The organism is uncultured Clostridium sp. (genome assembly GCF_947036855.1).
Lineage (GTDB): Bacteria > Bacillota > Clostridia > Clostridiales > Clostridiaceae > Sarcina.
Map to the genome: position 1 here is coordinate 1 of NZ_CAMQRY010000002.1, position 26,564 is coordinate 26,564.

The 26,564-nt window shown below is 30.0% G+C and carries 26 protein-coding genes, 1 pseudogene and 1 other annotated feature; all 27 genes and pseudogenes read left to right on the plus strand.

Annotated features, from left to right (window positions below; translation table 11 throughout):
* Positions 1-687, plus strand: a pseudogene (locus Q0V15_RS00565) (AAA family ATPase); the annotation flags it as partial.
* A gap of 95 nt (positions 688-782) precedes the next feature.
* Positions 783-1,223 (plus strand): Rrf2 family transcriptional regulator, encoded by a 441-nt coding sequence (locus Q0V15_RS00570; RefSeq protein WP_297435047.1) that lies wholly within the window; start codon positions 783-785, stop codon positions 1,221-1,223.
* Positions 1,224-1,246: 23 nt separating this feature from the next.
* Positions 1,247-2,434, plus strand: a complete 1,188-nt coding sequence (nifS, locus tag Q0V15_RS00575; RefSeq protein WP_297435048.1) for a cysteine desulfurase NifS — start codon at positions 1,247-1,249, stop codon at positions 2,432-2,434.
* A 4-nt stretch (positions 2,435-2,438) separates the two neighbouring features.
* A complete protein-coding gene (gene nifU, locus Q0V15_RS00580) occupies positions 2,439-2,867 on the plus strand; it encodes a Fe-S cluster assembly scaffold protein NifU (RefSeq protein WP_297435123.1) in 429 nt (142 codons plus the stop codon).
* Positions 2,868-2,876: 9 nt separating this feature from the next.
* Complete coding sequence (gene mnmA / locus Q0V15_RS00585) at positions 2,877-3,962, plus strand: tRNA 2-thiouridine(34) synthase MnmA (RefSeq protein ID WP_297435124.1); 1,086 nt, start codon at positions 2,877-2,879, stop codon at positions 3,960-3,962.
* Between the two features lie 92 nt (positions 3,963-4,054).
* Positions 4,055-4,531: a PRC-barrel domain-containing protein gene (locus tag Q0V15_RS00590; RefSeq protein WP_297435049.1), complete on the plus strand. Its 477-nt coding sequence runs from the start codon at positions 4,055-4,057 to the stop codon at positions 4,529-4,531.
* Positions 4,528-5,559 (plus strand): AI-2E family transporter, encoded by a 1,032-nt coding sequence (locus Q0V15_RS00595; RefSeq protein WP_297435050.1) that lies wholly within the window; start codon positions 4,528-4,530, stop codon positions 5,557-5,559. The genes Q0V15_RS00590 and Q0V15_RS00595 overlap by 4 nt, the downstream gene beginning before the upstream one ends.
* Positions 5,560-5,617: 58 nt before the next feature.
* Positions 5,618-5,796 (plus strand) — a binding site (T-box leader).
* A gap of 60 nt (positions 5,797-5,856) precedes the next feature.
* Positions 5,857-8,496: an alanine--tRNA ligase gene (gene alaS, locus Q0V15_RS00600; protein WP_297435051.1), complete on the plus strand. Its 2,640-nt coding sequence runs from the start codon at positions 5,857-5,859 to the stop codon at positions 8,494-8,496.
* A gap of 146 nt (positions 8,497-8,642) precedes the next feature.
* A complete protein-coding gene (locus Q0V15_RS00605; RefSeq protein WP_297435052.1) occupies positions 8,643-8,900 on the plus strand; it encodes an IreB family regulatory phosphoprotein in 258 nt (85 codons plus the stop codon).
* 44 nt (positions 8,901-8,944) lie between these two features.
* On the plus strand, positions 8,945-9,379 hold the full coding sequence (gene ruvX, locus Q0V15_RS00610) for a Holliday junction resolvase RuvX (RefSeq protein ID WP_297435053.1): 435 nt from the start codon (positions 8,945-8,947) through the stop codon (positions 9,377-9,379).
* A complete protein-coding gene (locus Q0V15_RS00615; RefSeq protein ID WP_297435054.1) occupies positions 9,379-9,633 on the plus strand; it encodes a DUF1292 domain-containing protein in 255 nt (84 codons plus the stop codon). Before ruvX ends, Q0V15_RS00615 begins: the two co-directional genes overlap by 1 nt.
* 33 nt (positions 9,634-9,666) lie before the next feature.
* Positions 9,667-10,116: a Fur family transcriptional regulator gene (locus tag Q0V15_RS00620; RefSeq protein WP_297435055.1), complete on the plus strand. Its 450-nt coding sequence runs from the start codon at positions 9,667-9,669 to the stop codon at positions 10,114-10,116.
* A gap of 113 nt (positions 10,117-10,229) precedes the next feature.
* Complete coding sequence (locus tag Q0V15_RS00625; RefSeq protein ID WP_297435056.1) at positions 10,230-11,897, plus strand: ribonuclease J; 1,668 nt, start codon at positions 10,230-10,232, stop codon at positions 11,895-11,897.
* Between the two features lie 150 nt (positions 11,898-12,047).
* A complete protein-coding gene (gene typA, locus Q0V15_RS00630; protein ID WP_297435057.1) occupies positions 12,048-13,865 on the plus strand; it encodes a translational GTPase TypA in 1,818 nt (605 codons plus the stop codon).
* An 89-nt stretch (positions 13,866-13,954) separates the two neighbouring features.
* On the plus strand, positions 13,955-14,977 hold the full coding sequence (gene mltG, locus Q0V15_RS00635; RefSeq protein ID WP_297435058.1) for an endolytic transglycosylase MltG: 1,023 nt from the start codon (positions 13,955-13,957) through the stop codon (positions 14,975-14,977).
* A gap of 28 nt (positions 14,978-15,005) precedes the next feature.
* On the plus strand, positions 15,006-15,656 hold the full coding sequence (locus tag Q0V15_RS00640) for an O-methyltransferase (protein ID WP_297435059.1): 651 nt from the start codon (positions 15,006-15,008) through the stop codon (positions 15,654-15,656).
* Positions 15,656-16,918: a U32 family peptidase gene (locus Q0V15_RS00645; RefSeq protein ID WP_297435060.1), complete on the plus strand. Its 1,263-nt coding sequence runs from the start codon at positions 15,656-15,658 to the stop codon at positions 16,916-16,918. The genes Q0V15_RS00640 and Q0V15_RS00645 overlap by 1 nt, the downstream gene beginning before the upstream one ends.
* A gap of 3 nt (positions 16,919-16,921) precedes the next feature.
* Positions 16,922-17,542 (plus strand): uridine kinase, encoded by a 621-nt coding sequence (gene udk / locus Q0V15_RS00650; protein ID WP_297435061.1) that lies wholly within the window; start codon positions 16,922-16,924, stop codon positions 17,540-17,542.
* Between the two features lie 51 nt (positions 17,543-17,593).
* Positions 17,594-19,234, plus strand: coding sequence for a penicillin-binding transpeptidase domain-containing protein (locus Q0V15_RS00655; RefSeq protein ID WP_297435062.1), 1,641 nt, complete (start codon positions 17,594-17,596; stop codon positions 19,232-19,234).
* A 70-nt stretch (positions 19,235-19,304) separates the two neighbouring features.
* The gene (gene sigK, locus Q0V15_RS00660) at positions 19,305-20,003 is read left to right on the plus strand and encodes an RNA polymerase sporulation sigma factor SigK (protein ID WP_297435063.1); all 699 of its coding nucleotides are present in this window, start codon (positions 19,305-19,307) and stop codon (positions 20,001-20,003) included.
* A 176-nt stretch (positions 20,004-20,179) separates the two neighbouring features.
* Entirely contained in the window at positions 20,180-21,232 is a 1,053-nt protein-coding gene (locus Q0V15_RS00665; RefSeq protein WP_297435064.1) for a type IV pilus twitching motility protein PilT, read from the plus strand.
* A 49-nt stretch (positions 21,233-21,281) separates the two neighbouring features.
* Positions 21,282-22,535: a cell division FtsA domain-containing protein gene (locus Q0V15_RS00670; protein WP_297435065.1), complete on the plus strand. Its 1,254-nt coding sequence runs from the start codon at positions 21,282-21,284 to the stop codon at positions 22,533-22,535.
* 13 nt (positions 22,536-22,548) lie between these two features.
* Positions 22,549-23,664 (plus strand): cell division protein FtsZ, encoded by a 1,116-nt coding sequence (gene ftsZ / locus Q0V15_RS00675; protein ID WP_297435066.1) that lies wholly within the window; start codon positions 22,549-22,551, stop codon positions 23,662-23,664.
* Between the two features lie 183 nt (positions 23,665-23,847).
* Positions 23,848-24,657: a sigma-E processing peptidase SpoIIGA gene (locus Q0V15_RS00680; RefSeq protein WP_297435067.1), complete on the plus strand. Its 810-nt coding sequence runs from the start codon at positions 23,848-23,850 to the stop codon at positions 24,655-24,657.
* 8 nt (positions 24,658-24,665) lie between these two features.
* Positions 24,666-25,373 carry an RNA polymerase sporulation sigma factor SigE gene (sigE, locus tag Q0V15_RS00685; RefSeq protein ID WP_297435068.1) on the plus strand — a complete coding sequence of 236 codons (708 nt, stop codon included), beginning with the start codon at positions 24,666-24,668 and terminating at the stop codon, positions 25,371-25,373.
* A gap of 67 nt (positions 25,374-25,440) precedes the next feature.
* A complete protein-coding gene (gene sigG / locus Q0V15_RS00690; RefSeq protein WP_297435069.1) occupies positions 25,441-26,214 on the plus strand; it encodes an RNA polymerase sporulation sigma factor SigG in 774 nt (257 codons plus the stop codon).
* A gap of 40 nt (positions 26,215-26,254) precedes the next feature.
* Positions 26,255-26,518 carry a YlmC/YmxH family sporulation protein gene (locus Q0V15_RS00695; RefSeq protein WP_297435125.1) on the plus strand — a complete coding sequence of 88 codons (264 nt, stop codon included), beginning with the start codon at positions 26,255-26,257 and terminating at the stop codon, positions 26,516-26,518.
* Positions 26,519-26,564 lie beyond the last annotated feature (46 nt).

Sequence of the window (26,564 nt, forward strand, 5' to 3'; positions counted from 1 at the left end):
TCAGCTGGTGATGTTAGAAAGGCTTATACAATTTTAGAACTTTATGTGAAGAGTTCATTATCAGATACTATAATAATCACAAAGGATAAGATAGAAAAATTGAGCCAATCAAATATGAAATCTGATGCATCAGGTGATGAATATTATAACTTATTGTCTGCACTTCATAAAAGCATAAGAGGTAGTGATGCTGATGCAGCTATTCATTATCTTGCAAGACTTATAAAAGGTGGTAATTTAGAGGCAATAATTAGGCGGATATCTATAATTGCAGCAGAAGATATAGGGATGGCACATCCAAATGCACTGACAGTTATAAATAGTGGAGTAGAACTTTGTCAAAGGGTTGGTTTTCCGGAGGCTAATATAATTTTATCAGAGATGGTTATATATCTTGCAACACTTCCAAAATCAAATAGTGCATATGTGGCTATAAGTAGTGCATTACATGATTTAGAAACTGTTAAAATAGATGATATGCCAAATCATTTAAAAGATACACATTATAGTGGAGCTAGAAATCTTGGTGCTACAGGGTATGATTATCCACATAATCATAAAAATAATTATATAAAGCAGGAATATATGCCGAGTTCATTAAAAGGGACAAAATATTATAAATCTCAGGAAAATAAATATGAAAAAAGTTTAGAGGCATATTGGGGTAAAATAAAAGGAATAAAGTAGTAGAAAGCTAGGTTTGATATTGACACTTATAGGTGGGTTTGGTATGATATAGCCTATAAAGTATAGTAAAATACTCGGTATTAGGGGGAATAGAAATGAAGTTGTCAACAAAAGGTAGATATGGTGTCAAAGCTATGGTTGATTTAGCCATACATTATGATGATAAGCCAGTATCAATAAAGGTAATATCAAAAAGACAGAATATATCAGATTATTATCTAGAACAGCTTTTTAGTTCTCTAAGAAAAGCGAAACTTATAAGAAGTATAAGAGGAGCTCAAGGGGGATATGTTTTAAATAAAAACCCAGAGGACATAACTATTGCACAAATAATGGACGTGTTAGAAGGGCCAATTGAAATATCAGATTGTTTAGAAGGTGTTGAGTGTTACAATGTAGATGAATGTGCTACAAGACACTTATGGCAGAAAATAAAAACAAGTATAGATAGTGTTCTTTGTTCAGTAACACTTCAAGATGTTGTTAATGATTACTACGAAATGCAAAACAAAAAAAGTAATATAAAATTTAAATAAGATAAAGTTTAGGAGCGAGTAATATGAGTAAAACAGTATACATGGATTATGCTGCTACTACATATGTAAAGCCTGAGGTTTTAGAAGCAATGATACCTTATTTCACAGAGAAATTTGGTAATCCTTCTTCATTTTATTCAATCTCAAGAGATACGTATTCAGCAGTAGATAATGCAAGAGAGCAAGTTGCAAAGGCATTAAATGCACAAAGAAGTGAGATTTATTTCACAAATGGTGGTTCAGAAAGTGATAACTGGGCAATCAAGGGTGTAGCAACAGCTAACAGAAAAAAAGGAAATCATATAATAACAACTAAAATAGAACATCATGCAGTTTTACATACTTGTGAGTATTTAGAAAAGCAAGGTTTTGAAGTTACTTATTTAGATGTAGATAAAGAAGGTTTCATAAATGTTGATGAGTTAAAAGATTCAATAAAAGAGAATACTACTCTTGTATCTGTAATGTTTGCTAATAATGAGATTGGTACAATACAAAAAGTAAAAGAAATTGGTGCTATTTGTAGAGAAAGAAAAGTTATATTCCATACTGATGCAGTTCAAGCAGTTGGAAATGTTGCTATAGATGTAAAGGAAATGAATATTGATTTATTATCAATTGCAGGTCATAAAATTTATGGACCTAAGGGAATTGGAGCATTATACATCAGAAAAGGTGTTAGAATAGATAACCTTGTTCATGGTGGATCACAAGAAAGAGCTAGAAGAGCTGGAACAGAAAATATTCCAGGGATAGTTGGACTTGGTAAAGCTATAGAAATTGCAACAAAGAATTTGGAGAGTCATATAGAAAAAATTAAATTCTTAAGAGATAAACTTATGAGTGGACTATTAGAAGTTCCGTATACATTACTTAATGGACCAAGAGATGAAAATAGACTACCTGGTAACTGTAATATTTGTTTTGAATTTATAGAGGGTGAAGGAATACTTTTATCACTTGATTTTGATGGAATATGTGCATCAAGCGGAAGTGCTTGTACATCAGGTTCATTAGAACCATCACATGTATTACTTGCAATTGGTAGACCACATGAAATTGCTCATGGATCATTAAGATTAACTCTTGGTGATGGAACAACAGAAGAAGAAGTTGATTATGTGTTAGAAAGTGTTCCAAAAATAATTGAGAGACTTAGAAAAATGTCTCCATTATGGAAAAATCATTTAAGAGAGGAAGCGGGTAAATAATATGATGTATAGTGAAAAGGTAATGGATCACTTTAGAAATCCAAGAAATGTTGGGGAAATTGAAAATGCTAATGGTATAGGTGAAGTTGGAAATGCTAAATGTGGAGATATAATGAGAATTTATCTTAATGTTGAAGATAATATAATAAAAGATGTTAGTTTTGAAACATATGGATGTGGATCAGCTATTGCTTCATCAAGTATGGCTACAGAACTTATAAAAGGAAAAAGCTTAGAAGATGCTTGGACTTTAACAAATAAAGCTGTTGCAGAAGCTCTTGATGGACTTCCACCAGTTAAAATGCACTGTTCTGTACTTGCAGAAGAAGCTATACACAAAGCGATTAATGCTTATAGAGAGAGCAAAGGTCTTGAAGCTTGGGCTACAAAAGCACATTCAGAGCATATACATGAAGAGGTTCATGGAAAATAATTAAAAGTGGTGATTAACTTGAAGAAAAAAGTAGTTTTAGGTATGAGTGGTGGTGTTGATAGTTCGGTTGCTGCATATCTTTTAAAAGAGCAGGGATATGATGTTATAGGTGTAACTATGCAAATATGGCAAGAGGATACAGAGCATACAGAAAAAGATGGTGGGTGTTGTTCTCTTTCTGCTGTTGAAGATGCTAGAAGAGTTGCAAATAAACTTGATATACCGTTCTATGTTTTAAACTTTAGGGAAAGCTTTAAGAAAAATGTTATAGATTATTTTGTTGATGAGTACGTAAATGGAAGAACTCCAAATCCTTGTATTATGTGTAATAAACATCTTAAATTTGATGAATTACTAATGAAAGCAGAGGGGCTTGGTGCAGATTATGTTGCAACAGGACATTATGGGAAAATTGATAAAATTAATGGAAGACATGTTTTAGTTAAATCAGAAGATGACAAAAAAGACCAAACATACGCTTTATATAATATGACACAATATCAGTTAGAACATACATTAATGCCTTGTGGTGAATATAAAAAAGATACTATAAGAGAAATAGCAAAAAAAATAGGTCTTGATGTTCACAACAAGAAAGATAGTGAGGAAATTTGTTTTATACCAGATAATGACCATGGATTATATATTAAAACAGCAGTTCCTAGTAAAGTGAAAGATGGTAACTTTGTTGATAAAGAAGGGAATATTCTTGGAAGACATAAGGGTATAGTTTACTATACAATTGGTCAAAGAAAAGGACTTGGATTATCACTTGGTAGACCAGCATATGTAACTTCAATAGATCCTATTAGAAATGAAGTAGTAATAGGACCTGAAGAAGATATATTTAAAACAGAATTAATTTGTAAAGATGTAAACTTTATGTCTATAGAGAATTTAGATACTCCTATGACTGTGAAAGCTAAGATAAGATATTTAGCAAGACCAGAAGAAGCAATACTAACGCCTCTTGAAAATGGAAGAGTTAAAGTTACATTTAAAGAAAAACAAAGAGCTATTACAATGGGTCAATCAGTGGTTTTCTATGAAGAAAACTATGTAGTTGGTGGTGGAGTAATAGAAAGTATTTGTTAGTAAATAATTTAAAGTAGCCCAATTTGGGCTACTTTTTTTGCATTAAAAAACCAAAAATGTAAATACTACTTCATAAGAGGGTGTGAGCTAGTGTGTATAGAGTTAAAGATTTAAAGTTTTTAGAAGTTTTTAATGATAAAGGGAGAAAATATGGAGAGATAGAAGATATAGCAATAGATTATTATAAGGGAAAGGTTATAGGATTTAAAATAAATAAGAGTATTTTTAGTAAAAAAGATTTTGTAGCAATAGAAGATGTAATAACAATAGGAGATAGTGTTATAGCGAAAAATATAAGGGTACATAAAACTTTAGATTTTAATGCTATAAAAGGGCTAGATATAATCGAAGAGTCTAGCAATAGAATGATAGGAGTGGTAGAAGAACTTTTGATTGATGAAAAATTTGAAATTAAAGCTTTGATAACTTCAAAAGGTTTTTTTGATAAATTTATAAATGGAAAAAGTTTACTTTTGCTAAAGGAAACAATTTTAGGCGATGAGAACATATTGTATCGTAGTAATAATAAAATTGATTTTAAATCAATGCCTCATAATATTTGGAGGTGAGCTATATAAAAAAATATATAAAGAAAGGAAAAATAATTTTTATAACAATAATATCATTAATTTTGGTATATTCGCTTTTTAAGTTTAAAGTAACAAGAGATATTATATTTGTATTATTAAGTTCATTTATTTTAGCATATAGCTTAAAACCAATACATAAAAAAATACTCAAAAAATTTAAAATAAATAGTAGAATTCTTGCAATAATATTGATACTTGGAGTGATTACTATTTTAATAGGAATATTTATACTACTTGTACCTAGTGTGTTAAAAGAAAGTATTAATCTTACATCAATTATAGGTAATCTTGAAAAAATAATAGAGCGGATAATATCAAAAATAAATATACCTAAAGAAGAGTTTTATGCAATAGTTAATAGTCAATTTGGCGAAAAAGTAAATATTTTAATAAAGGGAACGACAGATAGAATATTTATGTGGATAATTGATTTTAGTGAAAATATAATAGCTCTTGCAATAGTACCAATTGTGGCATATTACTTATTAGCAGATTCAGAGCTTATTGGTAATAAAGTATTACTACTTTTTTCAGCAAATAAAAGACCTCTTGTAAGAAAAATTTCAAAGGATATAGATAGGGTGCTTGGGAAATATATAATAGGGCAGTTTAGTTTGTGTTTGTTTGTTGGAATTTTAACCTTTATAGGACTATTATTTGTAGATATTAAGTTTATACTTTTGATATCTATATTGAATGGAATGCTTAATATAGTTCCCTATTTTGGGGCTTTTCTTGGAGCAGTTCCAGCAATTTTGATTGCAATGATGGATGACCCTATAAAGGTTTTATATGTAATAATATTATTTTTAATTATTCAACAAGTAGAAGGAAATATATTAGCACCACAGGTAACTGCAAATAGTATAAAAATACATCCGCTTATGGTGATAATTTTACTTTTAATTGGAGAAAAAGTTGCAGGACTTCTTGGAATGGTATTAGTTATTCCACTTGGAGTTATTATGAAAATAATATATGAGGATATAGATTATTACTTATTTTAATGAGAGTTGATATTGACATAAAAAGAAATCTTTTTTATAATAATTTTATAGAATAATATTCTTAGCGAAGAAGAGGACGAGTAAATAAATTGAATCTATTTAGAGAAAAAGTGGTTGGTGAAAACTTTTTAGATGATTTTATTGAAGCTACCTTGGAGCTAATTTACTTAAGTGATGTATTTTTATAAAATACATAATTAGGGTGGTACCGCGGGAAATACAGCTTCCGTCCCTTACTGGGATGGGGGCTTTTTATATTTTAAAATAAAATAATTACCAATATGGAGGGAAATAATAATGAAATTTACAGGAACAAATGATTTAAGAGCTAAGTATCTTAGCTTCTTTGAGAACAAAGGGCATTTAAAATTAGAGTCATTCTCATTAATACCAAAAAATGATAACAGTTTACTATTTATAAGTGCTGGTATGGCACCACTTAAACCTTACTTTACAGGGGTTGAACAGCCACCAAAAAACAGAATAACAACTTGTCAAAAGTGTGTTAGAACAGGGGATATAGAGAACATAGGTAAAACTTCAAGACATGCTACTTGCTTTGAAATGCTTGGTAACTTCTCATTTGGAGATTACTTTAAAGGTGAAATAATACCATGGGCTTGGGAGTTTATAACAAAAGAACTTAATATACCAAAAGATAGACTTTATGTAACTGTATATCAGGAAGATGATGAAGCTTATGATATTTGGACAAAAAGTACAGATATAGATTCAAGTAGAATATTTAAACTTGATAAAGAAGAAAACTTCTGGGAAATAGGTGTTGGTCCATGTGGTCCATGTACAGAAATTCATTTTGAAAGAGAAGCAGGACAGAAAGCAGAAACTGCTGAAGAGTTCTTAGCTGCTGCTGATAATGATAGAATAGTTGAATTCTGGAACCTTGTTTTCACACAGTTTGAAAAAGATGAAGATGGAAAATACAATGAGCTTGCTCAAAAGAATATAGATACTGGTATGGGACTTGAGAGAATAGCTACAATAATGCAAGGTGTGGATAACATATTTGAAATAGATGTTGTTAAAGCTATACTTGCTAAAGCTTGTGAGCTTACAAATACAGAGTATGGAAAAGATGCTAGTGTTGATACATCACTTAGAATAATAACAGACCATGCAAAAAGCACTACAATGCTTATATCAGATGGAGTAAGACCAAGTAATGAAGGTAGAGGTTATGTTGTAAGAAGACTTCTTAGAAGAGCTGCTAGACATGGTAAAATGCTTGGAGCTGATGGATTATTCTTATATAAAATTGTTGATGTTATAGTTGATAATTATGGAGATGCATATCCAGAACTTAAAGAAAATAAAGAAAATATTAAAAAAATCATAAAGATAGAAGAAGAAAGATTCAACCAAACAATAGATGGTGGTATGGAGATTTTAAAATCATACATTGAAGAAACAGAAAAAGAAGGAAGTACAATTCTTTCAGGTAAGAAATCATTTAAATTATATGATACTTATGGATTCCCACTTGAACTTACTGAGGAAATTTTAGAAGAAAAAGGATTTACAGTAGACAAAGATGGATTCAATGTGGAAATGCAAGAGCAAAGAGAAAGAGCTAGAAATGCAAGAGGGGAAACAAGCTACATGGGAGCTGATGGTCCTGTAAATAAACTTGATGCAAAAATAGAAACTGCATTTGATGGTTATGATAAACTTGAGATAAAGTCAGAAATAGTAGTTATTGGTGATAATGAAGAGTTAAAAGAAGAATTAACAGAAGGTCAAGAAGGATTTGTAGTTGTACCAGTTACTCCATTCTACGCAGAAATGGGTGGTCAGGTTGGAGATACAGGAACAATTGAAACTTCTACTGGAAGAGGAATAATTCTAGATTGTAGAAAAAATGTTGGTGGAAAGTTTGTTCATTATGTAAAAATTACTGAGGGGACAATATCATTAAAAGAAATAGCTACATTAAAAGTTGATGAAGCTAGAAGAAATGATATAAGAAAGAACCATACAGCAACACATATGCTTCAAGCTGCCCTAATAGAGATTATAGGAGAGCAAGTACATCAATCAGGTTCATATTGTAATGATGAGAGATTAAGATTTGACTTTACAAACTTTGCAGCTTTAACAGATGAAGAAATTAAAGATGTAGAAATGTTAGTTAATAGACAAATAATGAATGTTGATGCAGTTATAACTAAAGAAATGACTATAGCAGAAGCTAAAGAAAGTGGAGCAACTTGTTTATTTGATGATAAATATGGTGATAAAGTTAGAGTTGTTGCAGTTGGAGAATTCTCAAAAGAGTTATGTGGAGGAATTCATGTTTCTAATGCAGGAGAAATTGGATTATTCAAAATAATTTCAGAAAGTGGAATTGCAGCAGGAATTAGAAGAATAGAGGCAGTTACAGGACTTGAGGCTTTAAAATATATAGAAGCTAAATCAGAAGTTCTTAGAAAAGCATCAAAAGCATTAAAGTGTGCTGAAAAAGATATTCTTTCAAAAATAGATTCTCAAATCCATGAACTTAAAGGGAAAGATAAAGAGATTACAGAGCTAAAATCTAAACTTGTAGATGGAGCAGAAGAAGATATATTAAATAATTCAGTTGATATTAACGGTGTTACTTTAGTTAGAGCAGCACTTAAAGATATAGATGGTGCTTCACTTCGAGATCTTGCTGATAAAGTAAGAAACAAAATGGATGTTGGAGTTGTTGTTTTAGCAAGTGAAGCAGCAGGAAAAGTTAATTTAATTGCTATGGCAACTAAGAATTCTCTTACAAATGGAGTTCACTGTGGAAAGATTATAAAAGAGATTGCTTCAGTAGTTGGCGGAGGCGGTGGTGGAAGACCAGATATGGCTCAAGCTGGTGGAAAAAACCCTGCTAAAATTGAAGAAGCATTAGAAAAAGCTAAGGATGTTTTAGAAAACCTAGTAAAATAGTATACATTTATTAGAATATAGTTTATAATGAAATTAACGAAACGTAACGTTCAGTAAAATGAATAGAAAATGAAATAAAGTCAATACTAAAACTATAATTTAGTGTAAATATTGTAAGGGGGTGAAGCTACAAGAGTAGCGAAACTATGGGTAATAATTTAGAACACACAATGCAATTTGATTTTAACAATGATAAAGAGGATTTAACAAAAATTATTTTAACAGATGTATATACTTCTCTAAAAGAAAAAGGTTATAATCCAGTTAATCAATTAGTTGGATATTTAATTTCAGGAGACCCTACTTACATTACTAATTATAATGGGGCAAGAGCTTTAGTTAGAAAACTAGAGAGAGATGAAATTCTTGAAGAGGTCATGAAGACTTATCTTGAGATAAAATAAAAGAGTGCCCTTTATGGGCGCTCTTTAACTATAAGGAGTAATATATGAGAATCTTAGGATTAGACATAGGAAGTAGAACTATCGGAGTTGCTGTTAGTGACCCAATGGGATGGACTGCTCAGGGAATCACAACTATAAAAAGAAAAAATTATACAGCAGATGTTGCAGAAGTAAAGAAAATATATGACGAGTATAATGTTGAATTTATAGTATCAGGGTTACCTAAGAATATGAATGGTACAATAGGACCATCAGGTGAAATGATATATGAGTTTTGTGAACAACTTACAAAAAGTTTTGATCCAAAGATAGAATATTGGGATGAAAGACTTACAACAGTAGCAGCTCATAAGGCAATGATAGAAGGCGATTTATCAAGAGCTAAAAGAAAGAAAATAGTCGATAAAATAGCGGCGATATATATCTTACAAGGATATTTAGATAGATTAGCAAAACTTAAAAAGAAGGAGCAAGAATAATGCAAGAAGATATAAATAGAATAGTACTAAGTGATGAAAATGGTGTGGAGGTTACTTTTTTAGTTGAAACATACTTAGAAATAGAAGGAACAGAATTTGTTCTATTAACACCAGAAGAAGATGAGAATGGTGATGTTATAGCTATGAGAATAGTTAAAGATGAAGATGGTAGTGAGGGATTAGAGCCAGTTGACAATGAAGTTGAACTTGCTATGATTGAAGAAGCGTATTCAGCTATCATGAACGAAGAATAAGAAAAAATAAAATGAGTGAGGGGTTGAAGTAATATGGCGCAATTAACTGCTAAAGATTATAAAACTCTTAAAGAACAGTTTAAGAGTAAAGGATATAAACTTACTCCACAAAGAAGAGCTATAGTAGATATTATAATAGATAGTGAAAAAAAACATTTAACAGCAGAGGAAATTTATGATCAAGTGAAAGTAAATTGTCCAGAAATAGGTCTTGCAACAGTGTATAGAACTATTTTACTGTTAGAAGAAATGGGTGTTATTTATAAACTTGATTTAAATGATGGATGTAGTAGATATGAGTTAGCCAATGAAAATGAAAATCATAGACATCATCATTTAGTTTGTAATACTTGTGGAAGTGTTTCAGAAGTTGAAGATGATTTGCTTGAAGAATTGGAAAATGAGGTAGAGCAAAAATATTCATTTAAAATAGAAGACCATTCAGTTAAGTTCTTTGGAATATGTGGGAAATGTAGAAAGTAAAGATGTTGCCTATAACAGGGATGTCATTATATAGAAAAGTTATAAAAATATAACTTTATCAAAAGAAGATTATTTCATAATGTATGTTATGAAGATTTTACAAGGAGGAAATTATGAAAAGAGAAAAACTAAAGGCAAGAATAATACCTTTAGGAGGGATAAATGAGATTGGAAAAAACATAACAGCTATAGAGTTTAAGGATGATATAATTGTAATTGATTGTGGACTTAAATTTCCAGATGATGATATGTATGGAATTGATATAGTAATTCCTGATGTTTCTTATCTTATTAAAAACGCCGACAAGGTTAGAGGGATATTTATAACACATGGACATGAGGATCATATAGGTGCTATACCATATGTGTTAAAACAGCTTAATGTACCAATATACGGGACTAAATTAACACTTGGTATATTAACAACTAAATTAAGAGAACATGGTTTATTAGCTACAACTGAATTAATTACAGTTAAGGCAAAGGACATAATAAAATTAAATTCAACATCAGTTGAGTTTATAAAAACAAATCATAGTATTGCTGATTCAGTTGCTATAGCTGTTCATACACCTATGGGAGTTATATTACACACTGGAGATTTTAAGGTAGAGTATACTCCTATTGATGGAGAAAGAATGGATTTTTGTAGATTTGCAGAACTTGGGAAAAAAGGTGTTTTAGCACTTTTATGTGATTCAACAAATGTTACAAAACCAGGATATACACCATCTGAAAGAACAGTAGGTGAAAATCTTAATAGAATATTTAGCAAGGTAAAAGGTAGAATTATTATAGCTACTTTTGCATCTAATATTCACAGAGTGCAGCAAATTATACAAGCATCTGAAGAATTAGGAAGAAGAGTTGCAGTTTCAGGTAGAAGTATGGAAAATATAATGCAAGTGGCTATAGAACTTGGATATCTTAATATTCAAAAAGGAACACTTGTAAATATAGATGGTATAAACAAAGTACCAGCAGACCAACTTACTATTATTACAACAGGAAGTCAAGGAGAGCCAATGTCAGCACTTGCAAGAATGGCAGCATCAGAGCATAGAAAGTTAAATATAATTCAAGGTGATACAGTAATTCTTTCAGCAACACCTATACCAGGTAATGAGAAGCTTGTATCAAAAGTTATAAATCAACTATCTAAAAAAGGTGCTGATGTTATATATCAAGCGTCAGAAGGAATACACGTTTCAGGTCATGCTTGCCAAGAAGAACTTAAACTTATGCATTCTTTAGTTAGACCTAAGTTCTTTGTTCCAATACATGGTGAATATAGACATTTAAAGAGACATGAGAAACTTTCACATGAACTTGGTCTTGCTCCAGAAAATACTTTAATCATTGAAAATGGTGATATAGTAGAATTAACTAGAGATTCTATCAAGAAAGCTGGAACTGTTCCAACAGGTCAAGTATTTGTTGATGGTCTTGGAGTTGGAGATGTTGGAAATATAGTATTAAGAGATAGAAGACATTTATCACAAGATGGAATAGTTGTAGTTGTAGTTACAATGGATAAAGCTGGTGGATATATAGCATCAGGTCCAGATATTATTTCAAGAGGATTTGTATATGTTAGAGAGTCAGAAGATCTTATGGGTAAAGCTAAAAATGTTGTAAGAGATGCTTTAGCTAAATGTGAAGAAAATAATATAAAAGATTGGGCGACTATTAAGTCAACAATCAGAGATGTATTAAAATCATATTTATATGAAAAAACTAGAAGAAGACCAATGATATTACCAATAATTATGGAAATATAAGGATTGCTTAATTTAGAAAATAAATATTAGTGTTGACAATTTAAAATGAAAGCATTAAAATTCTAAAGTGAGAAAGAAAAGTTGGGTACTGAAATATGTATCCAATTTTTTATGCGATAAAACGCAGAAAATGTTTGGAGGAAAAAAATAATGAGTAATTTTGTAAGAGAAGATATAAGAAATATAGCTATAATAGCCCACGTTGACCACGGTAAAACTACTTTAGTTGACGCATTATTACAACAAAGTAATACATTTAGAACAAATGAAAAAATAGAAGAAAGAGTAATGGATTCTAACGATCTTGAAAAAGAGAGAGGAATAACAATTCTTTCAAAAAATACATCAGTTCAATATAAAGGTATTAAAATTAACATAATAGATACACCAGGTCACGCAGATTTCGGTGGAGAAGTTGAACGTGTACTTAAAATGGTAGATTCTGTTCTTTTAGTTGTAGATTCATATGAGGGACCAATGCCTCAAACTAAATTCGTTTTAAGAAAAGCTTTAGAGCTTGGATTATGCCCAGCAGTAGTTATCAATAAAATTGATAAATCAGATGCTAGACCAGAAGTAGTAATTGATGAAGTATTCGAGTTATTCTTAGAACTTGGTGCTACAGATGAGCAATTAGACTTCCCAATTTTATATGCATCAGCTAGAAATGGTGTATGTACAGCTGATTTAGAATCACCTAAAGAAGATATGAAAGATTTATTTGAATTAGTACTTAAGCACGTTCCAGCACCAGTTGGAGATAAAGAAGCACCACTTCAAATGCTTGTTACAAGTCTTGATTCAAGTGAGTACGTTGGTAAAATTGCTATAGGAAGAATCGAAAGAGGAATAGCTAAGAGAAACCAACAAGTTGTTGCAGTTAAAGAAAATGGAGAAACAGCTAAATTTAAAATATCAAGCTTATTTACTTACGATGGTCTTAACAGAGTTGAAGTAGAAGAAGCTACAATTGGAGACGTAGTTGCTATAAGTGGTACATCAGATATCAATATAGGAGAAACTATTGCAGATGCTGCTACACCAGAAGCATTACCATTTATCAAAATAGACGAGCCTACACTTAACATGAACTTCATGGTTAATAACTCACCATTTGCTGGTAAAGAAGGTAAGTTCATAACATCAAGACACTTAAGAGATAGATTAATGAAAGAACTTGAAACAAACGTAAGTTTAAGAGTTAATGAATTAACACCTGAGTGTTTCGAAGTAAGTGGAAGAGGAGAACTTCACTTATCAATACTTATAGAAACAATGAGAAGAGAAGGATTCGAACTTCAAGTATCTAAGCCTAACGTTATCTTCAAAGAAATTGATGGAGTTAAAGTTGAGCCAATGGAGTACTTAACAATAGATGTACCTGAAGAATTCATGGGACCTATAATGGAAAAACTAGGACCAAGAAAAGGTGAAATGGTAAACATGACATCTGCAGTTAATGGATATTCAAGACTTGAGTTCAGAATACCAGCTAGAGGTCTTATTGGATTTAGAAATGAATTCATGACAGATACAAAAGGTAATGGAATAATGAACCACGTATTCGATGGATACGAAAAAGTTAAAGGTGAAATGCCAGGAAGAAGTAGAGGTTCAGTAGTTGTATATGAAAGTGGAACAGCTGTAGCTTACGGATTATATAATGCACAAGATAGAGGAATATTATTTATCGGTGCTGGAACAGATGTATATGCTGGTATGGTATGTGGAGAATCTGCAAGAGCTGAAGATTTAGAAATCAACATTTGTAGAAAGAAACAACTTACTAACACAAGATCATCAGGAGCAGATGATGCTTTAAAATTAATTCCATTTAAAGAAATGTCATTAGAGCAGTGCTTAGAGTTTATTGCTAATGATGAATTAGTAGAAGTAACACCTGAAACTATAAGAATAAGAAAAAGAATATTAGATGCTAACGAAAGAAAGAGATCATCAAGAAAATAGTTTCTTAATTTATAGAAAAATATTATAATATATGTAAATAGCCAAAAGTTTTTTTTGGCTATTTATATTATATAATAGGGGGAAATTCTATGAGAAAAAGTTTAAAATCTAAAGTAATTATAATTATTGTATTTATTGCTTTAGTTATATTAACAATTTTAGGCGTTTTTACTTTTAAATATACTCAAAATAAAGATAAGCCATTTAATACTACAAGTAAAGTATTTGATATTAAGGTTAATAATGGTGAGTATTTATATGCTGTCCTTGGAGAACTAGAAAATAAGGGGATCATAAATAATACTTTTCTTACAAAAATATATTTAAAATTAAACTCTTCACAATCAGATATTAGACCGGGAACTTATGAAGTTCCAAGCAATATAAGTCTTGAAGATTTCATAAATATGTTAGATGAAGGTAAAGTAGCTACATATAAAGTAACTTTCCCAGAAGGATTTACAATTGAAAAAATGGCTGAAAGATTACAGTCAGAAGGTATAATGAAGTCAGATGTATTTTTAACTGCTGTTAAAAACTATCCACTACCAAGTTATATAAAAGCAAATCCTGAGAGAAGATATAATTTAGAAGGATTCTTATATCCTGATACTTATGATATTCCTAAAAATGCAACTGCAAATGACATAATATCAATGATGTTAAATCAGTTCCAAAAAGTTATGTTAGAGGCACAGAAGGAAACAGGAGTTAAAATAAGTGAAAATGATTATCAAAAATATGTTACTATAGCTTCAATGATAGAAGGGGAAGCACAAAACCCTAAAGAAAGAGAACTTGTTTCATCTGTTATTGAAAATAGAACAGCTAAAAATATGAAACTACAGTTAGATGCTACAGTTTTATATGCACTTGGAAAGCATCAAGATAAGGTTTATTTCAAAAATTTAAAAATTGAGTCACCATATAACACATATTATGTAGAGGGACTTCCAATAGGAGCAATAAATAATCCAGGGATAGAATGTTTAGAAGCTGCTTTAAAGCCAGCTAAAACAGATTATTTATATTATATATTAAATGGAAAAGAACATTTCTTTACTAGTAGTTGGACAGAATTCCAAAAGGTATATAAAAAAGTTAATGGATAAAACTATAAATGCAAGAGGTGTTTAGTCAGTGAGTGGAGTAACATTTGGATATATGGAAGACTATCTTCGTAGATTGATTCCAAACAGAACAGATGAATTTAAACAGTTAGAAGAATTTGCAGATGAACATAATGTACCGATAATTCAAAAAGAAGGTGCTAAATTTCTAGAGCTTATGCTTTTAATGCAAAAGCCAAAGAAGATTTTAGAACTTGGTACTGCTATTGGATATTCATCAATGCTTATGAACAAAACTTTAAATGGTGATTGTTCTATAATAAGTATTGAGAGAGATGAAAAAATGATCTCTTATGCAAAAGAAAATATAAAAAAGTATAGATTAGAGAGTAAGATAAAGATTTTAGAAGGCGACTGTTTAGAACATTTAGAAGAATTAGATGAGAAGTTTGATTTTATATTTATGGATGCAGGAAAAGGCCACTATAATCATTTTTTACCACACTGTCTTAGAATGCTTTCTGATGATGGTGTATTAATAGCAGATAATGTTTTATTTAGAGGCATGATTGCTACTGATGACTTAGTTAAAAGAAGACAGGTTACAATTGTTAGGAGAATGAGATCATATCTTGAGATGGTTTCAAATTCAGATAACTTTATAACAACAGTCATTCCGATGGGAGATGGGATTGCTATAACTAAGAGGAGGAATTTATAATGAAAAAACCAGAAATACTTGCTCCAGCAGGTAATTTAAGTAAATTAAAAACAGCTATTGATTATGGTGCTGATGCCGTTTATTTAGGTGGAAGTCAACTTAATTTAAGAGCATTTGCAGATAATTTCTCAAATGAGCAAATTGCTGAGGCTGTAGAATATGCACACGCTAGAAATGCAAAAGTGTATGTTGTTATGAATGTATTTGCTAGAAATGGAAATTTAAAAGGTGCACCTGCTTATATTACAGCTCTTTATGAGGCTGGGATTGATGCAATAATAGCTGGAGATCCAGGAATTATTGCTATTGCACAGGAAGTTGCACCCAAACTTGAGATACATTTAAGTACTCAAGCTAATAATGTAAACTGGAAAGCAGCAGAATTTTGGTATAAACAAGGTATTAAAAGAATAGTTCTTGCAAGAGAGCTTAGCTTCAAAGAGATTGAAGGGTACAAAGAAAACTTACCAGAAGATTGTGAACTTGAAGCATTTATTCATGGTTCAATGTGCATAGCTTATTCAGGAAGATGTCTTATATCAAACTATATGTTAGGTAGAGATGCTAACAGAGGTGCTTGTTCAAATGCTTGTAGATATAAATACTACATCATGGAAGAAACAAGACCAGGTGAATTATATCCAATAGTTGAAGATGAAGATGGAACATATATAATGAATGCAAAAGATTTATGTATGATAGATCATATTCCAGAACTTGTAGAGAGTGGTATACATTCATTTAAAATTGAAGGTAGAATGAAGAGTGAATTCTATGTAGCTTCTATTGTAAAAGCTTATAGAGAAGCTGTAGATGCATACTTTGATGATAAAGAAAATTATGTTCTTAATCCAAAACATAAGGAAATACTTATGAGAATAAGTCATAGACAATATGAAAAAGGATTCTACTTTGGTAGAAAGAGCAATACAGAGATATTTGATACAACTTCATATGTAAGAGATTTTGATATAGTTGGTGTTGTTAAAGCTTATGATGAAGAAACTAAGATAGCAACAATTTTACAAAAGAATAGAGTATTTGAAGGGGAAGAAGTTGAAGTTTTAACTCCAGGTAGAGATTACTTTAAATTTAACCTTGAAGATATGCATGATGAAGCTGGAGTGAAAATTGATGTAGCTAATAAAGCAACAATGATATTCACAATTAAAACTGAAGAGAAGTTAAATGTGGATGATATGCTTGTTACCAACAAAAAAGTGAAACCACTTATGGTAATGACTAACCAAGGAGGCAAATAACAAATGACTAAACCGATACTAATAGGGATAACAGGTGGAACAGGATCAGGGAAAAGTACTATTGCAAAAGAAATATATGCAAAATTCAGTGAAGAGTGCATAGCAATGATGGAGCAAGATTCGTACTATAAAGATCAAAGTCATTTAACACCAGAAGATAGATGTAAAACTAATTATGATCATCCAAATGCATTTGATATAAATCTTTTAGTTGAACATTTAGGTGATTTATTAGAGGGGAAAAGCATAGATAAACCAGTTTATGACTTTACTACTCATAATAGAAGTGTAGAAAGAATTAATGTAGATTCAAAAGAAATAATAATTGTTGAAGGAATTCTAGTTTTAGAAGATCCAAGAATAAGAGAATTATTAGATATTAAAATCTATGTTGATACTGATGCTGATGTTAGAATTATCAGAAGAATGGTTAGAGATATGAATGAAAGAGGTAGAACAATGGAGTCTGTTATAAGTCAGTACTTAAATGTTGTTAAGCCTATGCATAATCAATTTACAGAACCAACAAAGAAATATGCTGATATTATAATTCCAGAAGGTGGAAGAAATAAAGTAGCAATTGATATAATGGTTGCAAAGATTAAGCAAGAAATAGATAAATAATGTATAAAACACTCCTTTAAAGGCTAGTATCTAGTCAAAAGGGGTGTTTTTTTGTTTAGTAAAAAATATAAATATAAGAAAAAAATAATTTGGATAAAACTAGGTGCGGTTATAATGTTTATGATACTAGGGTGTAGAACATTTTATGTGCAAAAAAAATATAATCCTATGGTTGTTAATACAGAGTGGGATAATAGCATAGAAAAAGAGCATGTTGGAAATTATAATTATTTGTTGTTAGATAGGAATGGTAAAGATTTAAATACTTACAAAAGAAAATATAAGGTTATAATTGATGGAAAAACTTTTTCAGCTAATGCAATGAATCAAAATTTAGATAACTTTATAAATTTTAATTATATAATTAAAGAGGAAATTCCAAGTTTTGAAGCCAACTCTATTATGAATGAAGAACGAGTAACATATGATATATCTAAGAAAGCTTTTGAAAAAATAAGTTTATTATCAGATGTTAAAGGGATATATGCATATGAATATGATGAAATTGATAATTTAAATAATTGGAGCATAGAGAGTATGCTTATGAAGGACCGTGGAAGACATGTTTTTAAAAAAACAGATAATTATAAAAAAGACAAAGATTCATTAGAGGGGCAGATTGTGGAGGCTACGAAGGATAATAAGAATACTAATATTGTCTTTGAAAAAGATTTAGATGGTATATATAAACAAAAAGAATATGAGATTAATGAGAAAAATAAAAATATGGTATTAACATTAGATAAAGAATATCAAGAAATTGTTAGAAGTGTTTTGAATAAAGAGGAGTATAGTAAGTTTGATAATATAGGTGTAGCTATAGTTAAATCAAAAACTGGGGAAGTTTTAGCACTTGGACAAAAAGATGACATTGAACCTAATATTGTAACAGGTGCAGGGGGAGGGGCTGGATATGAACCGGGATCTGTTTTTAAAGTAACAACACTGGCAGCTGCTATGGAATATAATAATGTGAAATTGTCAGATATAAAAGAATGTAATGGGATGATATGTAGAGAAGAACTTATACATGGTAAAATAAATATTCAAAAAGCTATGGAAGTATCATGTAATGATATTTTTGCGAAACTTGGGGCTGAAGTTGGTTTGGAGAAATTACAAAATTTTGCAATAAATCAGGGTTATTTTGATAAAGTTTTAAATTTAGATACAAATACAGGTATGGAAGGCAAAGGGGATGGTGGGAATTTAGAACTTGCAGGGGGAGAAGTTGGAATAGGTCAAAGTATTTTATCTACACCTATGCAGGTTGTAGGAAGTTTATCAACTATAATGAATGATGGTGAGTATATAAAACCATATATATTAAAAGAGTTTGAAAATACAAATGGTGATGTTGTTAAAGAATTTGATACACAAAAAGAAGAGTTGATTAGTAAAGAAACAGCTGAGGCAATAAGAGTGCTATTAAGAGATTGTGTTGATTCAGGTTCAGGGATTAGAGCAAAAATAGAAGGTGTTGAAATTGGTGGAAAAACTGGAACAACACAGTCAGGTAAAGAATCACATGGATGGTTTCTTGGATATTTTGAGCTTGATGGAGAGTTTTATAATATGGTTGTTTTTCTTCCAAATATAAATGAAAAAGAAGAAAACGGTGTTGACCTTGGTGGTGGAAATACAGCAGCACCAATATTTAAAGATATAGTTTTAGAACTTCTAAAAAAATAAATTTAAAAGTAAGAAATTTTTAACGTTAATAATCATATACTGTAATAAGCGATATTAGGAGGAATTAAAATTGTTTATGTTGCAACATATAGTTAGTGTGATTAGTAGCAATATATTTTTTACAGGGTATGTTACAGGAAATACAACATTTCCCAAACCATTAAATGAAAAGGAGGAGGAGTTTTATTTAATGGAGTTTCAAGGAGGGAATGTAGAAGCTAAAAGTGTTTTGATTGAAAGAAACTTAAGACTTGTAGCGCATATAGTTAAAAAATATTCATATCCTAATAAAGATATAGATGATCTTATATCAATAGGTACGGTAGGTTTGATTAAAGCAATAGAGTCATTTAATTTAGGGAAAGGTACAAGGCTTGCTACATATGCAGCTCGATGTATAGAAAATGAAATATTAATGCTCTTTAGGAATACTAAGAAAACTAAAGGTGAGGTATATTTGCAAGATCCAATAGGAGTAGATAAAGAGGGTAATGAGATTTGTCTTATTGATGTTTTGAGCAGTGAGGGAGATTCTGTACTTGAAGCGGTTGAAAATAGATTACAAGTAAAAGCTTTATATAGTAAAATGAAGCTTGTTTTAACAGATAGGGAGAAAGAAATATTAGAAATGAGATATGGACTTCTAGATGGAGATGTTAAGACACAAAGAGAAATTGCTTTAATACTTGGAATATCACGCTCTTATGTATCGAGAATAGAAAAAAAAGCATTGAAAAAATTATTAAAAGAGTTTAATTTACAAAAATAGATTTCAAATTTTAATACCCTAAAATCCTAGCAATTAATTTAGTTTTGGTTTATAATTTATTGTAGAATAAGTTTATTTAAACTATGGTTAAGAATGGGTTTTAAGAATTGCTTGTTTAGAAAATAGGCAGTTCTTATTTTAAGATTAAGGGAATATTAAAATTTTGGAGGTTTATAATGTTTGATTTAAATGAGTTATTAAAATTAACGGTAGAAGAGAAAGCTTCAGATTTGCATTTAACAGTTGGAATGCAGCCGGCTATTAGAATAAATGGTAGTTTAAGAAAAATTGGTCAAGAGGTTTTAAAACCAACAGATACAGAAAATTTTGCAAGACAAATATTAGAAGAAAGATATGATGCTTATGAGAAAGAGGGAGAATATGATACATCATACTCAGCACAAGGAATGGGAAGATTCAGGGTTAATGTTTTTAAGCAAAGAAGTAGTACAGCACTTGCTATAAGGGTTATAACTTTAAAGATACCAACACTTGATGAACTTAATCATCCAAGCATTTTAAAAGATTTAACAACTAAAAAAAGAGGATTAGTTCTTGTAACAGGACCAACAGGTAGTGGTAAGAGTACAACTTTAGCAGCTATGATAAATGAGATTAATAGTACTAGAGATGCTCATATAATAACACTTGAGGATCCTATAGAATATCTTCATAAACATAATAAATGCATAGTAAATCAAAGAGAAGTAGGTAAAGATACTATAAGTTATGAAAGAGCATTAAAGTCAGTATTAAGAGAAGATCCAGATGTTATACTTGTTGGAGAGATGAGAGATCTTGAAACTATATCAATAGCTATAACAGCTGCTGAAACTGGTCACTTAGTATTTTCTACTCTTCATACAATAGGTGCTTCTAAAACTATTGATAGAATTATAGATGTATTCCCACCTCATCAACAACAACAGATAAAAGTACAATTATCAACTGTACTTCAAGGGATTATATCACAACAACTAGTTCCTACAATTGAAGGTAGTAGAACAGCGGCGCTTGAAGTAATGATTTCAACACCTGCAATACAAAACCTTGTTAGAGAAGGTAAGACACATCAGATAGATTCATCAGTTCAAACTGGAAGTAAGTATGGTATGAAAACTATGGATATGGCGTTAGCAGAACTTTATAAGAAAAGACTTATTACATCTGATACAGCTACAAGTTTTTCAGTTGACAGAGATATGTTAAGTAGAATGATATTATATTAAAATTATGCCAAGTTTAAACTTGGCTTAATATTAATTAGGAGGTAACAAAATGAACGAGAAGTTAGTTGCCTTAAGTATAGAAAGTAAAAATATTTCAGGTGCTATTGGAACAGAGATAAATGGAGAGTTTGAAATAGTTGATACTATAACAAAAGTTTCTAATGGAATAAGTAAATGTAAGGTAGTAGATAAAAAGCTACTTACTGAATCAATATTGGATGTTTTAGAAGAATTATCACATAGAAATTCGGAAAGAATAGATTCAGTATATTTATCTATTGGGACAGAACATACAAATGTTAAGTGTAATAAAGGAGTTTTCCTATTAGACAATGCACAGAGTGTTGTGAGTAAGAAAGAAGTTTTAAGTGCTTACATGGATGGACAAAGTATCACTAAAGATAGTGGTGAGTACATATTTGATAGTATAATAAGAAATATTTATTTAGATGGTCAAATGGTATTAGATAGTCCTATAGAAAAAAATGCATTGTCAATTGAGATAGATTTAGATATTATTGCTACTGAAAAAGAGTATTTAAATGATATACAGGATATATTTAATAGTATAGGTTGTAAAATAAATGGATTTATTTTAGGGCTAAACGCTTTAAAAGATTTGTTTAGTGCCGATAATATAAATAGTGGTCCAGAACTTTTTATAGACTTTGGTGATGAAAAAACAGATTTTATATATTATGAAAATAATAGAATTAATGACATGAAGAGTATAGAACTTGGTGGAGTTAACATAATAAAAGATTTGTCATTTATAACTAAGTTTGATGAAGAAGTTTTAGATACAATAAAAACAGAGTATGCGCCAAAGTATGATACATTAAGAAGAGAGTTTTCTAAGATAACGCATAATGATGTTAATATTGATTCTGTATTGTTTTATGATGTTATAAATGCCAGAATTGAAGAGATTCTTAGCTATATAAGGAAATATGCAGAGGAAAAAAACATTTATGATGGTATGACTAAAGTAACTGTTTTTGGTGATAGCATATGTTTGTTTGAGAACATAGAAGTTTTAATTGAGGAAGTTTTACAGAAAAAAACCAAAGTTTTTACAAAAAATGATATTAAAGTCGAAAATTCTTCAATAATTACGTCGATTGCTATTGTTAAAGAGGTATATGATAGGTTAAAATTAATAGGTAAAGATATAATTATATATATTCCAGAAGAAGTGAAAGATATAATTGTTGAAGAGGATAAAATTTCAAATGAAGATGTTAAAGAAGTAAAGAAAAAAGGATTATCTAAAGTATTGAGATTTTTAGGGGATATTTTTTAAAGGAGGAGTTATTTTGTTAGATTTTGATGTAGATATGCAAGATTTTACTAATATAAAAGTAATTGGTTGTGGAGGTGGTGGAAGTAACGCTGTTAATAGAATGATAATGGAAGGTCTTAAAGACGTAGAATTTATAGCTATTAATACTGATAAACAAGCGTTAATGCTTTCACATGCAACACATAAGATTCAAATTGGAGATAAGCTTACAAAAGGCTTAGGTGCCGGAGCTGATCCAGAGATAGGGAAAAAAGCTGCTGAAGAAAGTTTAGAAGAGATAACAGAGTCTATAAAAGGCGCTGATATGGTATTTATTACTGCTGGTATGGGTGGTGGTACTGGAACAGGTGCTGCACCAGTAGTTGCTGAAGTAGCTAAATCAATGGGAGTATTAACTGTTGGAATAGTAACAAAACCATTCCCATTTGAAGGTAGAAGAAGAATGAAACATGCTGAAATGGGAATTGAGAATTTAAAGGCTAAAGTTGATACTTTAGTTACAATTCCAAATGAGAGACTTTTAAGTATGGTTGATAAGAAAACAACTTTACTTGATTCTTTCAAAAAAGCAGATGATGTTTTAAGACAAGGTGTACAAGGTATATCAGACCTTATAACAAATCCTGGATTAATCAACCTTGATTTTGCTGATGTTAGATCAGTAATGGTTGATAAAGGTCTTGCTCATATGGGTATAGGTAAAGGTACAGGAGATACTAGAGCGAAGGATGCAGCTGAAGAGGCTATTTCTTCACCATTATTAGAAACATCTATAACAGGTGCAACAGGAGTTCTTATAAATATTACAGGTGGACCAGATTTAAGTCTATTTGAAATAAATGAAGCTTCTGAAATAGTTCAGGAATCAGCAGATCCAGATGCAAATATAATATTTGGTACTGCAATAGATGAATCACTTAAAGAAAATATAAGAATTACTGTTATAGCAACAGGGTTTGATAAAGAAACAAATAAACTTGCTGCGGCCAAGAAAATTGAAAAAACAGTAATTATAGCTAAGCAAACTGAAGAGTTACAGCCAGAAGTTGCAGTAGCTAAAGAAGAAAGTAATGAGGATGAAGATTTAAGTATCCCATCATTCTTAAGAAAAAATAATAGAAGATTTTAAATAGTAAAGAGCACTCGAATAAGAGTGCTCTTTTTTTTGTTGATATTTTTAGAAAAAAGAAGAAAAAAGAGGGAAAAGAAGATAAGGAGGGAAAAAAAGAAGAAAAAAAAACACTTATAAAAGATTTATTATGACAAAATTTTAACTGTTTAAGTCTTATAATAAAAACAAGGAGTTGATGCTATGATTGTATACTTAGATGTATTACTGATAGAAAATTTTTTGATAAATTTTTTTTTGATTGTAGTTACTATACAATTATTAAGATATAAGTTTAGGTATAGAATGCTAGTTTTAGCAAGTGGGGTTGGAAGCTTATATACATTAACGCTTTTTTTTGATGGACTAGCTATATTTACTAATATTATATTTAAAATTTTTGTTGTAATCATAATGCTAAAAATTTCCTTGCCGAAAAAAGAAATTTTTACAATTATGAAAGGCGTTTTAGTATTTTTTTTAGTATCAATAGGTTTTTCAGGATTTTGTTTTTTATTTGCAATGGCAGAAAATCCATATAATATAACAGGAGTATTTACTATAAATAATTATTCAAGTAAAGTATTGCTTTTTTCAGCAATGTTACTTTACTTAACTTCTTATAGATTATACTTATATATAAAAAATAAGGGTATTGTAAATAATTTTATTTGGGATATAGAATTTATATTAAATGGGAATAAATTTTATGCTAATGGATTTTTAGATACAGGAAATGAACTTGTAGAACCAGTAACGTTATTACCAGTCATAATTATAGAGAGAAGAATTTGTGATTTTACTATTTTAAATGAAGAAGATAGCTTTAGAATTCCTTATAAATTAGTGAATGGAAGTAGTAATGTGATAAAAGGTGTAAAGGTTACTGATATCATAATGAAATCAAATATTAAAGATGAAGAAAAAAAAATAGATGCAATAATTGCTTTGTGTGATACAAAACTTAGTGCAGATGGAGAGTTTAATGCCTTATTATCAAGGGCAGTACTGTAGGAGGGGAAATGAAAAGATTACAACTATTATTAAACAAAGTTTTTAGCAAATTTAAAATATTTTTTAAAAGAGTTTATTATGTCGGAGGAAGTGATGTATTACCAGCTCCACTTACAAAGGCAGAAGAAGAAAAATTAATGATTAAATTAACAGAGGGTGATGAGAGCATTAGAACAACATTAATAGAGCGGAATTTAAGGCTTGTAGTATATATTGCTAGAAAGTTTGAGAATACTGGTGTTGGTGTTGAAGATTTAATATCAGTTGGGACTATAGGACTTATAAAAGCTGTTAATACATTTAATCCAGAAAAAAACATAAAACTTGCAACTTATGCATCAAGATGTATTGAAAATGAAATTCTTATGTATCTTAGAAAAAACAATAAGGTTAAAGCAGAAATATCATTTTATGAACCTTTAAATATAGATTGGGATGGAAATGAACTTTTACTATCTGATATACTTGGGACAGAAAATGATATAGTTTATAATCTTATTGAGAATGAAGTTGATAGACAACTTTTAGTTGTAGCTATGGAACATTTGACTAAAAGGGAACAAGAGATAATAAAACTTAGGTTTGGTCTTTATGGTGTTAAGGAAAAAACACAAAAAGAAGTTGCAGATATGCTAGGGATTTCACAGTCTTATATTTCAAGACTTGAGAAGAAAATAATAAAGAGATTAAAAAAAGAAATTAGTAAAATGGTATAAAAATAAACTCTTTTGGGGATAATTTAAATGCACTAGGTAATTACTTCAGAGGGGTTGATTTTTAACTATGATGATGAATAAGGTAGAGATTTGTGGTGTAAACACAGCAAAATTACCGATACTTAAAGAAAAAGAGATGAAAGAACTCCTTTTAAAAATAAAAAAAGGAGATTTACATTCAAGAGAAACGTTTATACAAGGAAATTTACGATTGGTATTAAGTGTTATAAAAAGATTTAACAATAGAGGAGAAAATGTTGATGATTTATTTCAAGTAGGTTGTATAGGACTTATGAAATCAATTGATAATTTTGATTTATCTCATAATGTAAAATTTTCTACTTATGCTGTTCCTATGATAATAGGGGAGATAAGAAGATATTTAAGAGATAATAATTCTATAAGAGTTAGTAGATCGTTAAGAGATATAGCTTATAAAGCACTAATTGTTAGAGATAGACTTATCAATGATAATAATAAAGAACCAACAGTATCTGAAATAGCAAAAGAGTTAGAAATTCCAAGAGCTGATGTGGTATTTGCACTTGATGCAATACAGGATCCAGTATCATTATTTGAGCCAATATATCATGATGGTGGAGATGCAATATATGTTGTTGACCAAATTAGTGATGTTAAGAATCAAGATAAAATTTGGCTTGAAAATATATCTATAAAAGAGGCTATGAAAAGACTTAATGAACGGGAAAAACTTATAATTAATTTAAGGTTTTTTGCAGGAAGAACACAGATGGAAGTAGCTGATGAAATAGGAATATCACAAGCACAGGTTTCTAGACTTGAAAAAATTGCCTTAAAACATATGAAGAAATATGTGTAATTTTTTTTAATTTAAGGGGGAGAGGGCTTTGGAGATAAATATGGAAGAGGAACGTTTATTTTCACTAAAAGATTTAAAAAATTTAGAGGTTATAGATATAAATGAAGGAAGAAAACTTGGTTATATTATAGATGTTAAAGTTGATTGTGATAATTATAAAGTTTTATCAGTAATCCTTCCAATGGAAAAAACATCTTGGTTTGGAAAGCAAGAAGTTATAGAAATTGATTGGGATGATGTAGTGAAGGTTGGTATAGAATGTATATTAGTTAATATAAGAGAAAAAATATTTAGAGAAATATAGAAATTATATTAAAAAAATTGTATAATTAGTGTACATCTATAGTAAG